The 16540-nt window shown below is 70.9% G+C and carries 12 protein-coding genes; all 12 read left to right on the forward strand.

The window, feature by feature from the left end; translation table 11 throughout:
* The first annotated feature begins 14 nt into the window (after nt 1-14).
* The 12 genes from JHAT_RS23145 (at nt 15) to JHAT_RS23205 (ending at nt 16027) form a co-directional block, all read left to right on the forward strand.
* Entirely contained in the window at nt 15-2639 is a 2625-nt protein-coding gene (locus tag JHAT_RS23145; protein WP_077800185.1) for a valine--tRNA ligase, read from the forward strand.
* 315 nt (nt 2640-2954) lie between these two features.
* On the forward strand, nt 2955-4469 hold the full coding sequence (locus tag JHAT_RS23155) for a folylpolyglutamate synthase/dihydrofolate synthase family protein (protein WP_107481997.1): 1515 nt from the start codon (nt 2955-2957) through the stop codon (nt 4467-4469).
* 6 nt (nt 4470-4475) lie between these two features.
* Nucleotides 4476-4832 (forward strand): DUF4233 domain-containing protein, encoded by a 357-nt coding sequence (locus JHAT_RS23160; protein WP_077800186.1) that lies wholly within the window; start codon nt 4476-4478, stop codon nt 4830-4832.
* A gap of 76 nt (nt 4833-4908) precedes the next feature.
* On the forward strand, nt 4909-5322 hold the full coding sequence (gene ndk, locus JHAT_RS23165) for a nucleoside-diphosphate kinase (protein WP_077800187.1): 414 nt from the start codon (nt 4909-4911) through the stop codon (nt 5320-5322).
* Between the two features lie 314 nt (nt 5323-5636).
* The gene (locus JHAT_RS23170) at nt 5637-6656 is read left to right on the forward strand and encodes a rod shape-determining protein (RefSeq protein WP_028422119.1); all 1020 of its coding nucleotides are present in this window, start codon (nt 5637-5639) and stop codon (nt 6654-6656) included.
* 193 nt (nt 6657-6849) lie between these two features.
* Nucleotides 6850-7812 carry a rod shape-determining protein MreC gene (mreC, locus tag JHAT_RS23175; protein WP_077800188.1) on the forward strand — a complete coding sequence of 321 codons (963 nt, stop codon included), beginning with the start codon at nt 6850-6852 and terminating at the stop codon, nt 7810-7812.
* Between the two features lie 13 nt (nt 7813-7825).
* Nucleotides 7826-8497 (forward strand): rod shape-determining protein MreD, encoded by a 672-nt coding sequence (gene mreD / locus JHAT_RS23180; protein ID WP_077800189.1) that lies wholly within the window; start codon nt 7826-7828, stop codon nt 8495-8497.
* A 104-nt stretch (nt 8498-8601) separates the two neighbouring features.
* Complete coding sequence (gene mrdA / locus JHAT_RS23185; RefSeq protein WP_077800190.1) at nt 8602-10851, forward strand: penicillin-binding protein 2; 2250 nt, start codon at nt 8602-8604, stop codon at nt 10849-10851.
* Nucleotides 10848-12047: a rod shape-determining protein RodA gene (gene rodA, locus JHAT_RS23190; RefSeq protein WP_077800191.1), complete on the forward strand. Its 1200-nt coding sequence runs from the start codon at nt 10848-10850 to the stop codon at nt 12045-12047. Before mrdA ends, rodA begins: the two co-directional genes overlap by 4 nt.
* An 86-nt stretch (nt 12048-12133) precedes the next feature.
* Nucleotides 12134-14068, forward strand: coding sequence for a TIGR03960 family B12-binding radical SAM protein (locus tag JHAT_RS23195; protein WP_171991015.1), 1935 nt, complete (start codon nt 12134-12136; stop codon nt 14066-14068).
* A 72-nt stretch (nt 14069-14140) separates the two neighbouring features.
* On the forward strand, nt 14141-15199 hold the full coding sequence (locus JHAT_RS23200; protein ID WP_077800193.1) for a hypothetical protein: 1059 nt from the start codon (nt 14141-14143) through the stop codon (nt 15197-15199).
* Nucleotides 15200-15247: 48 nt separating this feature from the next.
* Nucleotides 15248-16027 carry a TIGR03936 family radical SAM-associated protein gene (locus tag JHAT_RS23205; RefSeq protein WP_077800194.1) on the forward strand — a complete coding sequence of 260 codons (780 nt, stop codon included), beginning with the start codon at nt 15248-15250 and terminating at the stop codon, nt 16025-16027.
* The last annotated feature ends 513 nt before the right edge of the window (nt 16028-16540 follow it).

Below are 16540 nucleotides of genomic sequence, written 5' to 3' on the forward strand. Positions count from 1 at the left end.
CTTAAACTGAGCGCGTGACCGAGAACGCTCAGCAGCAGCCACCAGCGCCCGACACCGAACTGCCGACCACGTACGCGCCGGCCGATGTAGAGGGGCCGCTGTACGAGCGCTGGGTGGAGCGGGGTTACTTCGAGGCGGACGAGAAGAGCGACAAGCCGCCGTACACCGTCGTCATCCCGCCGCCGAACGTCACGGGCAGCCTGCACCTCGGGCACGCCTTCGAGCACACGCTCATCGACGCCCTGACCCGCCGCAAGCGCATGCAGGGGTTCGAGACGCTGTGGCAGCCCGGCATGGACCACGCCGGCATCGCCACGCAGAACGTCGTCGAGCGGGAGCTCGCCAAGGAGGGCAAGTCCCGTCACGACCTCGGCCGTGAGGCGTTCATCGAGCGGGTCTGGAAGTGGAAGGGCGAGTCCGGCGGGCAGATCTCCGGCCAGATGCGCCGCCTCGGCGACGGCGTCGCCTGGTCGCGTGAGCGCTTCACGATGGACGAGGGCCTCTCCCAGGCCGTCCAGACCATCTTCAAGCGGCTCTACGACGACGAGCTGATCTACCGCGCCGAGCGCATCATCAACTGGTGCCCGCGCTGCCTGACCGCGATCTCCGACATCGAGGTCGACTACCAGGACGACGACGGCGAGCTCGTCTCGATGAAGTACGGGGAGGGCGACGACACCATCGTCGTCGCCACCACCCGCGCCGAGACGATGCTCGGCGATACCGCCGTCGCCGTCCACCCCGAGGACGAGCGCTACAAGCACCTCGTCGGCAAGCTCGTCAAGCTGCCGCTGACCGACCGCTCCATCCCGGTCGTCGCGGACGAGCACGTCGACCCCGAGTTCGGCACCGGCGCCGTCAAGGTGACGCCCGCCCACGACCCGAACGACTTCGAGATCGGCCAGCGCCACGACCTGCCGTCCATCGCCGTGATGGACGAGCACGCCGTCATCACCGCCCACGGCCCCTTCCAGGGCCTGGACCGGCTCGAGGCCCGCTCCGCCATCGTCGCCGCGCTGCGCGCCGAGGGACGGATCGTCGCCGAGAAGCGGCCCTACGTCCACAGCGTCGGCCACTGCTCGCGCTGCAAGACCACCATCGAGCCGCGCCTGTCCATGCAGTGGTGGGTCAAGGTCGGCCCGCTGGCCAAGGCCGCCGGTGACGCCGTCCGCGAGGGCAAGGTCACCATCCATCCGCAGGAGATGGAGAAGCGCTACTTCGACTGGGTCGACAACCTCCACGACTGGTGCATCTCGCGGCAGTTGTGGTGGGGCCACCGCATCCCCGTCTGGTACGGGCCGAACGGCGAGGTCGTCTGCGTCGGCCCGGACGACGAGGCGCCGACCGGCGAGGGCTGGCACCAGGACACCGACGTCCTCGACACCTGGTTCTCCTCCGGCCTGTGGCCCTTCTCCACGCTGGGCTGGCCCGAACGGACCGAGTCGCTCGCGAAGTTCTACCCGAACTCCGTCCTGGTCACCGGCTACGACATCCTCTTCTTCTGGGTCGCCCGGATGATGATGTTCGGCCTCTACGCGATGGACGGCACCCCGCCGTTCCACACCATCGCCCTGCACGGCATGGTCCGCGACCAGTTCGGCAAGAAGATGTCGAAGTCCTTCGGCAACGCGGTCAACCCGCTGGACTGGATGGACAAGTACGGCTCCGACGCCCTGCGCTTCACCCTGGCGCGCGGTGCCAACCCGGGCGTGGACGTCCCGATCGGCGAGGACTGGGTCCAGGGCTCGCGCAACTTCGCCAACAAGCTCTGGAACGCTACGCGCTTCGCGCTGATGAACGGCGCGACGGTGGACGGCCCGCTGCCGGAGCCGTCGGCGATGTCCGCCACCGACCGGTGGATCCTGTCGCGGCTGAACTCGGTCGTCGCCGAGGTCGACGCGTACTACGACGACTTCCAGTTCGCCAAGCTCTCCGACGCGCTGTTCCACTTCGCGTGGGACGAGGTCTTCGACTGGTACGTCGAGCTGTCCAAGACCACCTTCCAGGCGGGCGGCGAGGCCGCCGAGGTCAGCAAGCGCGTCCTGGGCGAGGTCCTGGACGTCACGCTGCGCCTGCTGCACCCGGTCGTCCCGTTCGTCACCGAGACGCTGTGGACCACCCTGACCGGCGGCGAGTCCGTCGTCGTCGCGGACTGGCCGGCCGACAGCGGCTTCCGGGACGCGGACGCCGAGCGGGAGATCGGGACGGTCCAGTCCGTCGTCACCGAGGTGCGGCGCTTCCGGGCCGACCAGGGCCTGCAGCCCGGGCAGCGGGTCCCGGCCCGGCTGACGGTGGACGGCACGGCGCTCGCCCCGCACGAGGCGGCCATCCGGCAGCTCCTGCGGCTCCAGCCGGAGGGCGAGTCCTTCACGGCGACGGCGACGCTGCCGGTGGCGGGGGCGGAGGTCGCCCTCGACCTCTCCGGTGTGATCGACTTCGCCGCCGAGCGCAAGCGTCTCGCCAAGGACCTCGCCGCCGCCGAGAAGGAGAAGGCGCAGGCCGAGGGCAAGCTCGGCAACGAGGCGTTCCTCGCCAAGGCGCCGGACCACGTCGTGGACAAGATCCGGGGGCGCCTGGCGAAGGCGGACGAGGACATCGCCCGCATCCAGGCCCAACTGGAGAAGCTGCCGCAGGCGTAGGCGCCGGTACGTCCCTGCAGGCCCCCGGTGCCGTGTCGGCGCCGGGGGCCTACGGCTGCCGGGGGTGGGTGCGCAACCCGGCGCTGCCGGGGTGCCGCTGCGCCCACCCGTGCCGCCCCAGCGGCACGACTGCCCGCAGTTGCGTGAGCCGGGCGGCGCGGGCCTGCGGCTGTGTGTGCCGGGCGGCTCCCCGTTCGGCGCCGGGGGCTGCGTGTCCCAGGGGCGCGGGGAACTGCGCGAGCGGCCACGACGGACCCGCACGTGCCGCACGACCTCAGCCGCCCCGCCGTCGGAGACCTCCGTAGACTGGTTCCCGTGAGCGACATCCCCGGCGAGAACGACCAGTCCGACTCCCTCGACCCCTTCGACGAGATCGTCGACGCGGAGACGACCCGCGACCCCGATCTCGCCGTCATCGAGGCCGGCAGCCGCACCTTGCGCACCCAGGGCGGCCCCCCGCAGGCGGACGTCCCCGGGCGGCCCGAGGACCCCGAGGTGGACGCGGCCCTGCGCGGGGTGGAGGCCGAGCTCGCCACCCGCTGGGGCGAGACCAAGCTGGAGCCGTCCGTCGCCCGGATCGCCGCGCTGATGGACGTGCTGGGGGAGCCGCAGCGCTCGTACCCGTCCATCCACATCACCGGCACCAACGGCAAGACCTCCACCGCCCGCATGATCGAGGCCCTGCTCGGCGCCTTCGAGCTGCGCACCGGCCGGTACACCTCGCCGCACGTGCAGTCGATCACCGAGCGGATCAGCCTGGACGGGGCGCCGATCTCCGCCGAGCGGTTCATCGAGACGTACGAGGACATCAAGCCGTACGTCGAGATGGTGGACGCGCAGCAGGAGTACCGGCTGTCCTTCTTCGAGGTGCTGACCGGCATGGCGTACGCCGCCTTCGCCGACGCGCCCGTGGACGTGGCCGTCGTCGAGGTCGGGATGGGCGGTTCCTGGGACGCCACCAACGTCATCGACGGGGACGTCGCCGTGGTCACCCCCATCGACCTGGACCACACCGACCGGCTGGGCGGGACGCTCGGCGAGATCGCGACCGAGAAGGCCGGCATCGTCAAGCAGGACGCCACCGTGGTCCTGGCCCAGCAGCCGGTGGACGCGGCGCAGGTGCTGCTGAAGAAGGCCGTGGACGTGAACGCCACGGTGGCGCGCGAGGGGCTGGAGTTCGGGGTCGTGGCCCGGCAGGTCGCCGTCGGCGGGCAGCTGGTGACCCTGCGCGGGCTCGGCGGTGAGTACACCGACGTCTACCTGCCGCTGCACGGCGCCCACCAGGCGCACAACGCGGCGGTCGCGCTGGCCGCCGTCGAGGCGTTCTTCGGTGTCGGCGCGCAGCGTCCCGAGCCGCTGGACGTCGACACCGTGCGCAAGGCCTTCGCCGCCGTCGCCTCACCGGGGCGGCTGGAGGTCGTGCGGCGTTCGCCCACCGTGGTGCTGGACGCCGCGCACAATCCGGCGGGCGCCCGGGTCACCGCGGAGGCGGTGGGGGAGGCCTTCCAGTTCAGCCGGCTCATCGGCGTGGTCGGCGCCAGCGGCGACAAGAACGTGCGGGGGCTGCTGGAGGCGTTCGAGCCGGTCTTCGCCGAGGTCGTCGTCACGCAGAACTCCAGCCACCGTGCGATGGACGCCGACGAGCTGGCCGCGATCGCCGTCGAGGTGTTCGGCGAGGACCGCGTCCAGGTCGAGCCGCGACTGCCGGACGCCCTGGAGGCCGCGATCACGCTGGCCGAGGAGGAGGGCGAGTTCGCGGGCGGCGGCGTGCTCGTCACCGGTTCCGTCATCACCGTCGGCGAGGCCCGGCTGCTGCTGGGGAAAGGCTGAGAAACCGTGCGTACGCTCTGTGCTTCGACCCTGATCGGCGAGTTCTTCCTGATCGGCTTCGCCGGACTGGTCGCCATGAAGGACCCCGACCTGTCCATGGGCACCGTGTGGACGGTCAGCGGTGTCGCGATGTTCCTGTGCGTGGTGCTGTGCGGGCTGGTGACCCGGCCGGGCGGCGTCGTCTTCGGCTGGGCGCTGCAGATCGCGCTGATCGCCTCCGGCTTCGCCGTGCCGACGATGTTCTTCATGGGCGCGGTCTTCGCGGCCCTGTGGTGGGCGTCGGTGCACTACGGACGGAAGATCGACGAGGCGAAGGCGAGGTTCGCGGCCCAGGCCGAGGCCTCCGCTCCTGACGCTGCGTGACGGCCGCCGCGACACGCCCGGTAACCTCAGTCATCACCTCGTGCAACCGCACACCCGTACCTTCCTAGGAGCCCTCGTGAGCCAGCGCACCCTCGTCCTCCTCAAGCCCGACGCCGTCCGTCGTGGCCTGACCGGCGAGATCATCAGCCGTATCGAACGCAAGGCCGGCTGGCAGATCACCGCGCTGGAGCTGCGCACCCTGGACACCGAGACGCTGGAGCAGCACTACGGCGAGCACAAGGGCAAGCCCTTCTACGAGCCGCTGGTCGCGTTCATGTCCTCCGGCCCGGTCGTCGCCATGGTCGTCGAGGGCGAGCGGGTCATCGAGGGCGTGCGCGCCCTGGCCGGCCCGACCGACCCGATCGCCGCGGCCCCCGGTTCCATCCGCGGGGACTACGGCGTGATCGTGCGGGAGAACCTGATCCACGCCTCCGACTCCGAGGAGTCGGCCGAGCGCGAGCTGAAGATCTTTTTCCCGGGCCGGGTCTGAGGCTTCTCCGGTACCCTCCGGACTTTTTTCTGACGGGTTGTCATCCGAATGGCCGCGGGTCGGCCGGGGCGGTCGCGCGAAAGCGACCGCCCTGTGGCATATGCGCGCCTGATCGGGGGAACGGATGCCACCGTTGGCCCGTCTCCACAAGCGAGGCGATGCGCCATCTGCTGACAATGGCGAGGACCCTCGCGCAGTGTTCGCGAAAGCGCGTCTACGATGGAAGCCTCCACGCGTCACTGCACCCACCTCGCCGACCTGAAAAGCCCTCAAAGGCTCCCGGGAAGGCCAGTCGAATCCTGATGGGGAACTCAATGTCGTTCATCGGCCGTGACATGGCTGTCGACCTCGGGACCGCCAACACGCTGGTGTACGTCAGGGGTCGCGGGATCGTACTCAACGAGCCGTCCGTCGTCGCGATCAACACCAACACCGGTGGCATCCTCGCGGTCGGCGCCGAAGCGAAGAAGATGATCGGGCGCACGCCCGGCAACATCGTTGCCGTGCGTCCGCTGAAGGACGGCGTGATCGCCGACTTCGAGATCACCGAGCGGATGCTCCGCTACTTCATCCTGAAGATCCACAAGCGGCGGTATCTGGCTCGTCCGCGGGTCGTCGTCTGTGTGCCCTCGGGCATCACCGGCGTCGAGCGCCGTGCCGTCATCGAGGCGTCGTCCCAGGCCGGCGCCCGCCAGGTGCACATCATCGAGGAGCCCATGGCCGCGGCCATCGGCTCCGGCCTGCCGGTCCACGAGGCCACGGGCAACATGGTGGTCGACATCGGCGGCGGCACCACGGAGGTTGCGGTCATCTCGCTCGGCGGCATCGTCACCGCCCAGTCCATCCGCGTCGCGGGTGACGAGCTGGACAACGCGATCATCCAGCACGTCAAGAAGGAGTACAGCCTCCTGCTGGGTGAGCGCACGGCCGAACAGATCAAGATCACGATCGGCTCGGCGTACGACCTCGACACCGACGAGCACACCGAAATCCGCGGCCGGGACCTCGTGTCCGGACTGCCCAAGACCGTCGTCATCTCGGCCGCCGAAGTGCGCAAGGCGATCGAGGAGCCCGTCAACGCGATCGTCGACGCCGTCAAGACGACCCTCGACAAGTGTCCGCCGGAGCTGTCCGGCGACATCATGGACCGGGGCATCGTGCTGACCGGCGGCGGCGCGCTGCTGCGCGGCCTCGACGAGCGGCTGCGCCGGGAGACCGGCATGCCGATCCACATCGCCGAGGACCCGCTGGACAGCGTGGCGCTCGGCTCCGGAAAGTGCGTCGAGGAGTTCGAGGCGCTCCAGCAGGTGCTGGACGCCCAGCCGCGCAGATGACGTGACACTTCGGTTCCGCCGTACGAGACGATCTCCTCTCGTGCGGCGGATCGTTGATATAGAGACATGAGACAGAGGGACACGAGACGCCCGCAGCTCCCGCACCGGACGGGCGTCCGCCGTGAATCCCCCGCATTCCTGAACATCGCCACGTAATTCCCGAATTCCGACGAGGAAGGCACGGCCGCCGCACGTGAGGGACACGAAAGAGAGCCGGCTGCTCCTGGTGCTGCTGATCGCCGTCGCGTTCGCGCTGATCACGGTGGACATCCGCGGCGGGGAGGACTCACCGGTCGACGGTGCCCGGCAGGCCGCGGCCACGGTCTTCGGTCCGATCGAGAACGGGGTGTCGTCCGCGGTCGACCCGGTCGGCAACGCGGTCTCCGCGATCCGCGACTCGGGCGACCGGCACGACCGGCTCGCCGAACTGGAGACGCAGAACGCGGCCCTCAAGGCGAAGCTCGGCAGCGACGAACGCGGCCGCAGCCGCCTCAAGCAGCTCGACAAGATGCTCGGCCTGGCCGGCGCCGGCCAGTACGGCATCAAGGGCGCCCAGGTCATCGCCATAGGAGCGGCCCAGGGCTTCTCCTGGACCATCACCATCGACGCCGGCGCCGACGACGGCATCGAACGGGACATGACCGTCCTCAACGGCGACGGCCTGGTCGGGCGCGTGACCACCGTCGGGCCCAGCACGGCCACCGTCCTGCTCGCCAACGACCCCGACTTCACCGTCGGCACCCGCATGGAGGCCGGTGACGAACTCGGCTTCGCCTCCGGGCAGGGCGACCGCCCCCTGCGCGTCGAACTCCTCAACGGCAAGGCCGACGTGAAGAAGGGCGACCGGCTCGTCACCTTCGGCTCCCAGGCCGACAAGCCCTTCGTGCCCGGCGTCCCGGTCGGCACCGTCACCCGCGTCGACCCCTCCCGCGGCGACCTGACCCGCACCCTCTACGTGACGCCGTTCGCCTCCTTCACCAAGCTCGACATCGTCGGCGTCGTCGTCCAGGCCCCGGCGAAGGACCCGCGCGACACGGTGCTCCCGGACAAGCCCCGGCCGAAACCCACGCCCACCGTGACGGTGACCGTGACCCCGTCCGCCGAGGCGCCCGATGAGCAGGCGCAGTTCGAGCAGTCCGAACAGACCGAGCAGTAGGAGCTTTCGTCCCATGCGCGTCAACCGGATCCTGCTGTCCGTCCCCCTGGTCGTCGTCGCCCTGGTGATCCAGGTCAGCGTCCTCGCCCGCCTCCACCTGCCCGGCGCCGTCCCCGACCTCCTGCTCCTCACCGTCCTCGGCCTGGCCCTGGTCTACGGCCACGTCGGCGGCGCCCTCGTCGGCTTCGGCGCCGGACTCCTCGCCGACATCGCCCCACCCGCCGACCACGCCGCCGGCCGCTACGCCCTGGTGCTCTGCGTCGTCGGCTACCTCGCCGGCCTCGCCAAGCCGGACAACGGCCGGCTCCGGTCGGCCACCGGCCCGATGGCCGTGGTCGTCGTCGCCGCCGTCGGCACCACCCTGCTCTACGCCGGCGTCGGCGCCCTCGTGGGCGACACCGCCGCCCGCCACGTGGGCCTGCCCGGCCTGCTGTTCACGGCCGCGCTGTACGACCTGCTGCTCGCCCCCTTCGTGGTCCCCGGCGTCATGGCGCTCGCCCGCCGCGCCGAGAACGACCCGCTGGCCGAGGCCGGCTCCACCGCCCAGGCCGCCGACATCTCCTCCGGCTGGCTCTCCTCGGGCACCGGACTGCGCATCGGGCAGCAGCGCAGCGGACTGCGCGTGAAGGCGGCACGGGCCCGGGTGGCCCGCGCCGGACGCATCAAGGGGGTCAAGCGGCTGTGACGACGCGGCAGCACACCACGGACCGCACCCGCTTCGCGAGGGGGAGGCAGTGACCACCCCCCACCCGTCGCCCACCACCACCCTCAACGGAATGGGCCGCGCCCATGACTAACATTCCGGAGACCGGCCGCAACACACGCGTCCAGACCCGCCTCGTCGTCATCCAGATCCTCGTCCTGTCCCTCCTCGGCACCCTCGGCGGCCGCCTCTGGTACCTCCAGATCCGCCAGGGCGACGAGTACGCCAAGGAGGCCTCCGGCAACCACGTCCAGCAGGTGGTCCAGCCCGCCACCCGCGGCTCGATCCTGGACGCGCGCGGCGTGGCGCTCGCCGACAACGAGACCCGGCTCGTCGTCTCCGCCTCCCGCACCGAGCTGCTGAAGATGAAGGACGACGGCAAGGCCGTCCTCACCAAACTCGCCGGCGTCCTGGGCATGCAGCCCCAGGAGGTCATGGACAAGGTCCGGCTGTGCGACGCCAAGACGCCGCAGCCCTGCTGGAACGGCTCGCCCTACCAGCCGATCCCCGTCACCGACGAGGCCACCGCCAAGCAGGCCCTGCAGATCCGCGAGCGCGCCGAGGACTTCCCCGGCATCACCGCCGAACCCATGGCGGTGCGCCGCTACGCCGCCCCCGGCAAGTCCAACACCGCCCAGGTCCTCGGCTACCTCTCGCCGGTCACCGACGAGGAGATCCAGAAGGCCCAGGACACCGACTCGCCCTTCCTGCGCTCGGACCAGGTCGGCCGCTCCGGACTGGAGCGCCAGTACGACAAGGCGCTGCGCGGCAAGGCCGGCGTGACCCGCTACGAGGTCGACAACCTCGGCCGCGTCATCGGCGAGGCCGAGTCCGACCCGGGCGTGCCCGGCTCCAACCTCGTCACCAGCATCGACTCCCGCGTCCAGCGCGTCGCCGAGTACGAGCTGAACGAGGCCATGAAGGCCGCGCGCAAGGAGATGGACCGCAACACCGGCCGCACCTACGAGGCCGACGCCGGCGCCGTCGTGGTGCTGGAGGCCAAGACCGGCCGCGTCGTCGCCATGGCCTCCAACCCGACGTACGACCCGAACGCCTGGGTCGGCGGCATCTCCGCCAAGGACTACAAGAAGCTCACCGGCAAGGACTCCAACTACCCGCTGCTGAACCGGGCCACCCAGGGGCAGGCCGCCCCCGGCTCGATCTTCAAGGTGGTCTCCTCGGCCGCCGCGGTCGAGGCCGGCTACGACTTCGACGGCAGCTACGCCTGCTCCAGCTCCTACTCCGTGGGCGGACAGGTCTTCAAGAACTTCGAGTCCGCCGACAACGGCTCGATCTCCATCGGCCGCGCCCTCGAGCTCTCCTGCGACACCGTCTACTACCGGCTCGCGCACGAGCAGTGGAAGAAGGACGGCGGCATGAACCCGAAGAACCCCAAGGACTACTTCTACAAGGCCGCCCACCAGTTCGGCCTCGGCAAGGAGACCGGCATCGACCTCCCGAACGAGGTCACCGGCCGCGTCCCCGACCGCCAGTGGAAGCAGGAGTACTGGGAGGCCAACAAGGACGCCTGGTGCAAGACGGGGAAGAAGAACGGCTCCTACGTCGAGAAGATCGCGTACGAGAACTGCCTCGAGGGCAACAAGATGCGCGCCGGTGACTCCATCAACTACTCCATCGGCCAGGGCGACACCCTGGTGACCCCCATCCAGATGGCCACCATCTACGCGGCCATCTCCAACGGCGGCACCCTGTGGAACCCGACCATCGGCAAGGCGGTCGTCAGCCCCGACGGCAAGCGGGTCGACGAGATCGAACCCCGGTCGCACGGCAGGCTGCCGATAAGCAAGACCACGCTGGCCAAGATGGACGAGGCCCTCGCCGGCGTCGCCACCCGCGGCACCGCCGCCTGGCGGTTCGGCGGCTGGCCGCAGGACAAGATCCCGATGCACGCCAAGACCGGTACCGCCGAGGTCTACGGCAAGCAGACCACCTCGTGGTTCGCCACGTACACCAAGGACTACGCGATCGTCATGACGATCTCCCAGGGCGGCACCGGCTCCGGTGCCTCCGGTCCCGCCGTCCGCAACATCTACGACGCCCTGTACGGCGTCTCGGACGACGGGGAGATCGACCCGGGGAAGGCGCTGCTGCCCCAGCCGGCCAAGAGCCTGCCGAAGATCAAGGCGGACGGCACCATCACCTCCCCGAAGGTCTCCAAGGACCCGGTGAAGGACCTCCAGAACGCCCAGAAGGCCACCCAGGAGGGCGGCGACGCCCCCGCCGGACAGCAGGACCAGGACCAGCAGGCGACCGTGAACCCGCCCGACACCGGGAACCGGCAGACCCGCAGGCGGAAGCGGAGGACGCGCCCATGACCGGAGCCAACAGCTTCCAGGTCTCCGGATACGGACCCGAGCGGGCCGGCTGGACCCGCCTGTTCGCCCGTGACTCCCTCGCCCGGCGGCTCGACTGGCCGATACTGCTGGCGGGCCTCGCGCTGTCCCTGCTGGGCTCCCTGCTCGTCTACTCCGCCACCCGCAACCGCACCGAGCTCAACCAGGGCGACCCGTACTACTTCCTGACCCGGCACCTGCTCAACACCGGTATCGGACTCGCCCTGATGGTCGCCACCGTCTGGCTCGGCCACCGCACCCTGCGCACGGCCGTGCCGCTCCTGTACGGCGCCTCCGTCTTCCTGATCCTGCTGGTGCTCACGCCGCTCGGCTCGACCATCAACGGCGCCCACTCCTGGATCAAGCTCCCCGGCGGCTTCTCCCTCCAGCCCTCCGAGTTCGTGAAGATCACGATCATCCTGGGCATGGCGATGCTGCTGGCCGCCCGGGTGGACGCGGGCGACCGGCCCTACCCCGACCACCGGACGGTGCTCCAGGCCCTCGGCCTGGCCACCGTGCCGATGCTGATCGTGATGCTCATGCCCGACCTCGGCTCGGTCATGGTCATGGTCATCATCGTGCTGGGCGTCCTGCTCGCCTCCGGCGCCTCCAACCGGTGGGTGTTCGGCCTGCTCGGCACGGGGACGATCGGAGCGCTCGCCGTGTGGCAGCTGGGCGTCCTGGACGACTACCAGATCGCCCGGTTCGCGGCCTTCGCCAACCCCGAGCTCGACCCCGCCGGCGTCGGCTACAACACCAACCAGGCGCGCATCGCCATCGGCTCGGGCGGTCTGACCGGCTCCGGCCTCTTCCACGGTTCCCAGACCACGGGCCGCTTCGTGCCGGAACAGCAGACCGACTTCGTCTTCACCGTCGCCGGCGAGGAACTGGGCTTCCTCGGCGCGGGCCTCATCGTCCTGCTGCTCGGCGTGGTGCTCTGGCGCGCCTGCCGGATCGCCCGGGACACCACCGACCTGTACGGCACGGTCGTCGCCGCCGGGATCGTCGCCTGGTTCGCCTTCCAGGCCTTCGAGAACATCGGCATGACCCTGGGCATCATGCCGGTCACCGGTCTGCCCCTGCCCTTCGTCTCGTACGGCGGCTCGTCGATGTTCGCCGTGTGGATAGCGGTAGGGCTGCTCCAGTCGATCACCGTGCAACGGCCCATGTCGGCCTAGGCGCCCCGCGGCCGGCGGTGCGGGGGAACCCGCCGGCCGGGTTACGCTGAATGGTCACCCCAGCCAGCACACGAAGGTTCCGTGAGATGCCTGCCGAAGCCGCCGAGTCTGTGTTTCCGCAGCTCGAAGCTCTGCTCCCGCACGTGCAGAAACCGATCCAGTACGTCGGCGGAGAGCTGAACTCCACGGTCAAGCCCTGGGACAGCTGCGACGTCCGCTGGGCCCTGATGTACCCGGACGCGTACGAGGTCGGTCTGCCCAACCAGGGCGTCATGATCCTCTACGAGGTGCTCAACGAGCAGCAGGGCGTCCTCGCCGAGCGCACCTACAGCGTGTGGCCGGACCTGGAGGCGCTGATGCGGGAGCACGCCGTCCCGCAGTTCACCGTCGACAGCCACCGCCCGGTCAGGGCCTTCGACGTGTTCGGGCTCTCCTTCTCCACCGAGCTCGGCTACACCAACATGCTCGCCGCCCTCGACCTGGCCGGCATCCCGCTCCAGGCCAAGGACCGCGGCATCGACGACCCGATCGTCCTGGCCGGCGGACACGCCGCGTTCAACCCCGAGCCGATCGCCGACTTCATCGACTGCGCCGTCATCGGCGACGGCGAGCAGGCCGTCCTGGAGATCACCGCGATCGTCCGCGCCTGGAAGGCCGAGGGCCGCCCCGGCGGCCGCGAGGAACTCCTGCTGCGCCTGGCCAGGACCGGCGGGGTCTACGTCCCCGGCTTCTACGACGTCGAGTACCTCCCCGACGGCCGCATCGCCCGCGTCGTGCCGAACCGCTCGGGCGTGCCGTGGCGCGTCTCCAAGCACACGGTGATGGACCTCGACGAGTGGCCCTACCCCAAGCAGCCCCTCGTCCCGCTCGCCGAGACCGTCCACGAGCGCATGTCCGTGGAGATCTTCCGCGGCTGCACCCGCGGCTGCCGCTTCTGCCAGGCCGGCATGATCACCCGCCCGGTGCGCGAGCGCTCCATCACCGGCATCGGCGAGATGGTCGACAAGGGTCTGAAGGCGACCGGCTTCGAGGAGGTCGGCCTGCTGTCGCTGTCCTCCGCGGACCACAGCGAGATCGGCGACATCGCCAAGGGCCTCGCCGACCGGTACGAGGAGGACAAGATCGGCCTGTCCCTCCCCTCCACCCGCGTCGACGCCTTCAACGTCGACCTGGCCAACGAGCTGACCCGCAACGGCCGCCGCTCCGGCCTGACCTTCGCCCCCGAGGGCGGCTCCGAGCGCATGCGCAAGGTCATCAACAAGATGGTCTCGGAGGAGGACCTGATCCGCACCGTCGCCACGGCCTACGGCAACGGCTGGCGCCAGGTGAAGCTGTACTTCATGTGCGGCCTGCCGACCGAGACCGACGACGACGTCCTGCAGATCGCCGACATGGCCACCCGCGTCATCGCCAAGGGCCGCGAGGTCTCCGGCTCCAACGACATCCGCTGCACCGTCTCGATCGGCGGCTTCGTCCCCAAGCCCCACACCCCCTTCCAGTGGGCGCCGCAGCTGTCGGCCGAGGAGACGGACGAGCGCCTGGCCAAGCTGCGCGACAAGATCCGCGGCGACAAGAAGTACGGCCGCTCCATCGGCTTCCGCTACCACGACGGCAAGCCCGGCATCGTCGAGGGCCTGCTCTCGCGCGGTGACCGTCGCGTCGGCGCCGTGATCCGCGCCGTGTACGACGACGGCGGGCGCTTCGACGGCTGGCGCGAGCACTTCTCGTACGACCGCTGGATGCGCTGCGCCGACAAGGCCCTGGAGCCCTTCGGCGTGGACGTCGACTGGTACACCACGCGCGAGCGCTCCTACGAGGAGGTCCTGCCCTGGGACCACCTGGACTCGGGCCTCGACAAGGACTGGCTCTGGGAGGACTGGCAGGACGCCCTCGACGAGACCGAGGTCGAGGACTGCCGCTGGACCCCGTGCTTCGACTGCGGTGTGTGCCCCGCGATGGACACCGAGATCCAGATCGGCCCGACCGGCAGGAAGCTGCTGCCGCTGTCCGTGGTCAAGTAACCGCGGGTCACGTGACCGCGACCCGTCGGGGCCGGAGGGATCCGGCGGCGGCCCGGCGGCGTCTGTAGGGGTATGGATCTTGAGAAACCGCCCCCCGGCGGGCAGGAACGGCAGCCGGACCGCCGGCCGGAGGCCGAAGGGTGTCTCACCGCGGCGATCCGGATCCCGGTCCGGATCGTCGCCCTGGTCCTGGTCGTGCCGGTCCGCCTGGTGTGGGACGCGCTCGTCGTCGGCGGGCGCGTCCTGCGGGACACGGTGCTGCGTCCCTTCGGGCGGGCGCTGACCTGGCTCGGGCGGGCCCTGTTCGTGTGGCCGGTCGTGGGTCTGTGGAGATACGTCCTCGTGCCGGTGGCCCGCGGCGCCGCCTGGCTCGGCAACGTCCTCCTCGTCGTACCGGCGGTGTGGCTGTACCGGTGGGTGCTGACGCCGGTGGGGCACGCCTTCCTGTGGGTGGGCAGGGGTGTGGGGGCCGTGTGCGCCGCGGTGGCGCGTGGGGTGTGCGTCGCCTGTGTCCGGCTGGGGCGGTACCTGGTCGTCGTGCCCGCGACCTGGCTGTACACCTGGGTGCTGGCGCCCGTGGGGCGCGCGATCGCCTGGTGCGGCCGGGGGCTCGCCCGGTGCCTGGGCATGGTCGTCACCGGGGTCGGCACCGCGTTGTACTGGACCGTCCGCGTCCTGCTGGTGCTGCCCGCCCTCGCCCTGTGGCGGTGGGTGCTGGCACCCCTCGGGCGGGGCCTCGCCGTCGTCGGTCGGGAGGTCGGGGCCGCCCTCGGGCACGCCTGGCGGATCGCCGGACACGTCTCGCTCGCCGTCGGCCGGTTCCTCGCCACCCTCTTCCGCCTGCTCGTCACCGACCCGGTGCGCTGGGTGTACCGGACCCTTCTGACGCCGGTGGGACATGTACTGCGCGACGCGGTCTGGCGGCCCGTCGCCGAGGCCTCGCGCGCCGTGGGCCGGACCGTGCGCCGGGCGCTGGCGGAGGTCCGCGGGTCCGTCCGGCGGGCCCGCGCCGACGTGCGACGGGCGCTGTTCGGGGAACCGGCGAAGAAGCCGGCGGTGGCCCGGGGGGAACCATCCGCGGCCGGGGCACGTACTCTTGGTAGCAGTACGACCGCTCTCACGAAGGACTGAACGACACTGGGCAAGCGACAGCCCGAAGGCCCGCCGCCCGTACCCGCGGTGCAGCGCATCCGACTGCGTTACACCAAGCGCGGCCGCCTCCGGTTCACCAGCCACCGTGACTTCCAGCGCGCCTTCGAGCGTGCGCTGCGCCGCGCCGAGGTGCCCATGGCGTACTCGGCGGGGTTCACCCCGCACCCGAAGGTGTCGTACGCCAATGCCGCACCCACCGGCACGGGCAGTGAAGCGGAATACCTGGAGATCGCGCTCACCGAGGCGCGCGACCCGGAGCAGCTGAGGCTGCTCCTCGACGAGTCGCTGCCCGCCGGGCTCGACGTCGTCGAGGCGGTCGAGGCCCGCACCTCCGGGCTGGCCGACCGGCTGACGGCTTCCGTCTGGGAGCTGCGGCTGGACGGCGTGGAGACCGCCGACGCCGAGCGCGCCGTGGCGGCCTTCAACACGGCCGAGACGGTCGAGGTCCAGCGCCGGACCAAGAACGGCGTCCGTACCTTCGACGCCCGCTCCGCCGTCGTGAGCCTCGAGAACGCGACCACCACCGACGATTCGCCGGCTGATAGGCCGACCGACCGGCCCTGTGCGATACTGCGGCTGGTTGTTCGGCACGTGACGCCTGCCGTACGACCCGACGACGTCCTGTCCGGTCTTCGCGCCGTGGCCGACCTGGCGCCGCCGGTCCCCGCAGCGGTGACCAGGCTGGCGCAGGGGCTGTTCGATGAAGAGACCGGTGCGGTGACCGACCCGCTCGCGCCCGACCGCGAGGCAGTGACGCCCGAGCCGCAACCGGCCGGCGCCGCCGCCGCCGCGAAGGCGCCGGCGTAAGGAAGTTCCGCGCAGGGACGAGCGTCGTAGCGCCGCCCTCGAACTCGGGAGCCACCTGGGTCGGGCAGCGCACCGACCACAAGACTTTCGCCAGGCCGTGCACGACAAGGGGTACGGAACCGGCGAGACAAGACACGGAGAGCTCCCGAGCGGCGCCCGCGCCCCGGACGGCGGCGACCGCGCATCGCGCGAGCCGCGGACGTCACCGGCGGTCGACACGGTCGATCCCGGACCACGGCGCGGCGCCCGGGAGCCTGACGGGAGAAACCCCCGCATGCTCGAACCGACCGAATCCGCAGAGTCCGCGACACCCGCGACTTCCTCGACGGACTCCGAGTTGAACACCCCCAGCGACACCCTGCCGCCGCGTCGCCGGCGCAGGGCCGCGTCCCGCCCGGCGGGACCGCCGTCCGGCGCCTCCGGCGCGCAGGCGGAGACCGTCGCGCCGGCCGAGGCGTCCGCCGCGGCCGAGGAGCCGGACGAGACCGCCGACGAGACGACCGAGACGGTCGC

Origin of the sequence: Streptomyces sp. JHA26, from assembly GCF_002005565.1 — a bacterium.
Lineage (GTDB): Bacteria > Actinomycetota > Actinomycetes > Streptomycetales > Streptomycetaceae > Streptomyces.

Coding starts and splice junctions, on each gene's coding strand:
- JHAT_RS23170 (WP_028422119.1), top strand. CDS start 5,637: ATGTCGTTCATCGGCCGTGACATGGCTGTCGACCTCGGGACCGCCAAC.
- mreD (WP_077800189.1), top strand. CDS start 7,826: ATGCGCGTCAACCGGATCCTGCTGTCCGTCCCCCTGGTCGTCGTCGCC.
- mrdA (WP_077800190.1), top strand. CDS start 8,602: ATGACTAACATTCCGGAGACCGGCCGCAACACACGCGTCCAGACCCGC.
- rodA (WP_077800191.1), top strand. CDS start 10,848: ATGACCGGAGCCAACAGCTTCCAGGTCTCCGGATACGGACCCGAGCGG.
- JHAT_RS23195 (WP_171991015.1), top strand. CDS start 12,134: ATGCCTGCCGAAGCCGCCGAGTCTGTGTTTCCGCAGCTCGAAGCTCTG.
- JHAT_RS23200 (WP_077800193.1), top strand. CDS start 14,141: ATGGATCTTGAGAAACCGCCCCCCGGCGGGCAGGAACGGCAGCCGGAC.